Origin of the sequence: Anabaena sp. AL09 (assembly GCF_001672255.1) — a bacterium.
Classification (GTDB): domain Bacteria; phylum Cyanobacteriota; class Cyanobacteriia; order Cyanobacteriales; family Nostocaceae; genus Dolichospermum; species Dolichospermum lemmermannii.
The window spans coordinates 10192-14249 of the sequence record NZ_LJOQ01000075.1 but is presented as its reverse complement, the minus strand read 5'-3'; the positions used below and the strand labels follow the sequence as shown (position 1 = coordinate 14249).

4 protein-coding genes are annotated in these 4058 nt (G+C 38.8%); all 4 read right to left on the bottom strand.

Translation table 11 applies throughout. The features are described from left to right. Positions 1 to 35: 35 nt before the first annotated feature. Positions 36 to 776, bottom strand: a complete 741-nt coding sequence (locus AN490_RS14225) for a Calx-beta domain-containing protein (protein WP_300004444.1) — start codon at positions 774 to 776, stop codon at positions 36 to 38. Positions 777 to 1016: 240 nt separating this feature from the next. Beyond that, positions 1017 to 1184: a hypothetical protein gene (locus AN490_RS14220; RefSeq protein WP_300004442.1), complete on the bottom strand. Its 168-nt coding sequence runs from the start codon at positions 1182 to 1184 to the stop codon at positions 1017 to 1019. A 298-nt stretch (positions 1185 to 1482) separates the two neighbouring features. Then, positions 1483 to 3096 (bottom strand): diguanylate cyclase, encoded by a 1614-nt coding sequence (locus AN490_RS14215; RefSeq protein WP_300004440.1) that lies wholly within the window; start codon positions 3094 to 3096, stop codon positions 1483 to 1485. 18 nt (positions 3097 to 3114) lie between these two features. Continuing rightward, positions 3115 to 3948: a FecR family protein gene (locus tag AN490_RS14210; RefSeq protein WP_300004437.1), complete on the bottom strand. Its 834-nt coding sequence runs from the start codon at positions 3946 to 3948 to the stop codon at positions 3115 to 3117. Between the last annotated feature and the right edge of the window lie 110 nt (positions 3949 to 4058).

Here is a 4058-nt window from a genome sequence, read left to right as displayed (position 1 = left end):
TGACGGTCGCAGCGAGATTAGATTAGGCTAAACCTTTAATCTAATTCTGTCAGTAGAATCTCAGTGGCTGTCTTCCCTGAGAGTGTCAACAATAAGGTGAATGTACCATCACCGTTGTCAAATGCTCCCAAACCATCGGGAATACCCACCATTTTATAGGGAGTGCCATCAGGTTTATTGTTAACTGAATCCCCAACAGTGAGAATGGATTTCACACTAACACCCGATCCTGGTGTTGTGGGGATGATATAAGGAGTGGCAGAACTGCTCAGTCCTTTAGTTGTATCTACAGTAGGAGCGGCGGCACTACCTTTGGCTGTACCATCACTTAATAGCAGTTGTACCGTACTGGTATTGCTAAGATCGCCTTGACGGGTAATTCTGACCGTTGCGCTGTTAGAGAAACCCGCCGTATTGCCTTCAGTGACGCTATAGCTGCCTGTACTAAAATCAACGGTCGAGTCGTTGTCAGTAATAGTAACAGTGGCTGTTTTCGGTGTGCCAGTATCGTAGCGGCCCGTATCTCCTAGTGTCAAAGTTACAGTTTCAGTTCCTTCCGCAAGGGTGTCATCAATGGGGGTAATGGTGATGTCCACAAAGAATTGTCCGGAAGCGATGGTTGCCACCCCTGTCAGGGTTGGCGCGTAATCTGTGCTTGTAGCCTGACCTAAGAGGCTATTCGTGGGTGCAGTAGTGCGGGTAGGTTCGGGCAGGTCGTACCGACCCACGCGAACATAGGTAGACAGATCCACAGTTGTAACAGGATTAACTGGCATAAATAAAATTCCCTAAAATGTAGTTTTGAGAAAATCTAGTAGAGACTTGTGCGATCGCTTTTGGATCAACTACAAAAACGAGCTTTGTCTGTAGTTGGGGCGATCGCTATATTCAGCAGAAATTGATATTATGTTTTTGTAGACAGGAAAAAACAAACTACAAAAACGAGATTTGCAGTTAGGATGGTCGTCTGGGGGGTAGAAACAGCTTGATAATTTCTACCCATAACTATCCATATATTACTGTTTGTCCAAGTCTTCAATAAGTTGATCAACAAAATCCCTCAACCGTTGCTGCCAGTCAGGGACGGCTTTAATTTTTTCCCTGACTCCAGGTAAAACCTTAAATTGCAAGGGTGATTTATCATAGGCTACTTTATTTTGTGGTTTAAATTTAATCCGAGGCATTGCCAAATCCTAATATGTCTGATATACTAGATATCATAGCACAACATTGAAGGTTTAGCAATCGCTAAAAAACAACCGTATTACTACTTATTTGTCGTAAATTTTTCTATCAATAATTAGATTATCTCAGTAAGACTAAGAAGTAATTAGGAGGAAATTAAATAACAGTTAATATTAATGCCATATTTATACTAATAAAATCTGAATTTGTCATTATTCAATAAATATCAAATATTTCTCTACCATCTGCTAATCCATGTAATTGATTGATAATTCATCAACAATATCAAAATTACTATTAATTTATACCCAAATCTTTAGCAGTAATCATACAAAAGCGATCGCGTCCTTCTTTTTTGGCACGATAAAGTGCTTCGTCTGCTGTTTTAATGAAGAATGCAGCCGGAATATCAGCACTAGGAATTAAAGTAGCAATTCCTAAACTGACCGTAACATATTGACTTACCTCAGAAGCTGAATGCAAAATTGCCAATATTTTCACTTGATCACGGATTTTTTCAGCTACAACTATTGCACCTTCTGCATTTGTATTTGGTAAAATTACTACAAATTCTTCTCCTCCATATCGCGCTACTAAATCACTAGGTCTTTTAATAGCTTGACTCATGGCAAAAGCCACTTTTTGTAAACAACTATCTCCCGCTTGATGTCCGTAAGTATCGTTATATCGTTTAAAAAAATCTACATCACACAAAATCAGGGAGAGTGCAGATTTGTCCCTGGCCATGCGTCCCCACTCTTGCTGCAAATGTTCATCAAATCGGCGACGATTAGGAATTTGTGTGAGGCTGTCGTAATTAGCCAGACGGTAGAGAGTTTGATTTTCGGCTTTAAGGTTCAGATCATCTTGCCAAATTACAATTCCAGTTGTCATTCCTAATAAAGTTATTGGTGCAGCCACAGGTAGCCAATAATTGATTTTTAGCATGAGCAAACTGAAAATTTCCCAGAGTACACATAGCCCTATACAGAATCCTAATCTTTCCCTAGAATGCCAACGAACAATTACTAAACCCCAGACTGGACCTGCCAATATTAATAATATTATCCATGCCCCAGAAGGAAAACGATCGAGAAAATTCTTTTGAAGTACATTATTAATAAAAGTTGCTTGTAAGTAAACTCCACCCGTGGGTGGATCATAATTAAAGGGCGTGACTAAAACATCAATACCAGGAGCAGTAACTCCTACCAAGACAATTTTATTTCTAAATATATCGGCTGAAATTTTTCCCTGCACTACATCAACAAAGGAGTAGTGAGGCATTTGCTGAACCTGACTAGGCCAGTTAATCCATAATGGCTGCTCTAAATTAGGCAAAGGGGGTATTTCCATAAAAGTTCCATAAGCCCGGATAGCCGCAATTCCTAATAAAGAAATACCATTTTTTAGTGGCTGTACATTACGGATTATACCATCTCCATCTTTAGTACCGAATATATGTCCTGTAGTTATTGCGGCCTGTTCTAGTTCAGGGACAGGAACCCAAGGTTTTCCTTGAGTATCCCAAGCCCTTGCCAATACCACTTTACCATGTTGTTTCATAGCCTTTGCCAGAGCCGTATTATCGGGGCTAGACTCAGAAAAAATAATATCGAAGACAACTACATTTGGCTGGGCTGTATCGAGTACATTTAATAGCTCTATATATCTTCTCCGTATCCAGGGAAATTGTTTAAACACTGCCAAACTTTTGTCATCTATTGTCACTACTACTATCTGCTGATTCCAGTCAATATTTCCCCGTAGTCGGAATAGGGTGTTATATGTCATCCATTCTAAAGGTTGGAAAATTCCCAGTAACAGGAAACAAATAACTATCAACATGGCTATAAAACCAGGAAACAATTTCCCAAATAACCGCTGGATTTCTGTGAATATATCATACATTTGCAGTTCTTCCTGTTATTAAGGAACAGCTAATTCATACTTTTGCTTTTTTCCTAAAGGTGTTGTGATACTAACTGCAATTTTTCGATTATTAGGAAGGGCTGTTATCACCTCAAACTCTCCATTCTGATTGGTTATTAATGGCTCATTCGCTAAAATAACTAAATTCACAGGATCTAATTTACCTGCAATTTTTGCCTGTTGATTGCCCATATCTGCCAGGATTTTTATTTGCAAACTAGTATCATCTTGTAAACGCACTGGAGGTGAAGGTGGTTTTCCTGGAATTACAAAGCTTTGAAAACCTTTATTTACAGATACAGTTTTACCTTGAGCAGATGTTACCACCTGGCCTTTTAAAGTTGCTACCCCTGTTTTCCCACTAGGTTGGACACTAACACCAAATTCTGTACCTCTGACTCCTGTAATCCCTGCTGGAGTTTTAATTTCTAGTCTAGATTCTCGATTGTTCAAAGGACGTACTTTTAAACGCACCTGTCCACCAGTTACCAGCAACTCTGTGACTTTTCCATTATTACTAGTGCTGTGCAGTTTTTGAATTTGCAGTTTTGTATTTTCTGCCACTTCCACAAAAGCAATTTCTGTATCTAATGCTAATATTGTCCGAGAATTCTTTCCTGTACTAATGCTATCACCAACCTTTTGCAACTTTGTGCCAATATTGGCAGGTTGGGAAGTTTGTTGATTGCCATAAGTAACATTACCAAAAATGCTACTTACTTCTAAGTAGCGGTTAACTCTTAACTGTAAATTATTCTTGGCTAATGCTTGCTGAAAGGTTAATAGGAATATGAAAAATAAACTCAATAATAGCCAATGTTTTTTAATCACTGAATTTTTTGGAAATTAGATTACCGTTCTATAAAACTTACCCAAAATTACCAAAGTCTAGACACATCTGGACAGCGATAACCTTAGTGTTTACTTCCTGCTTCATCACG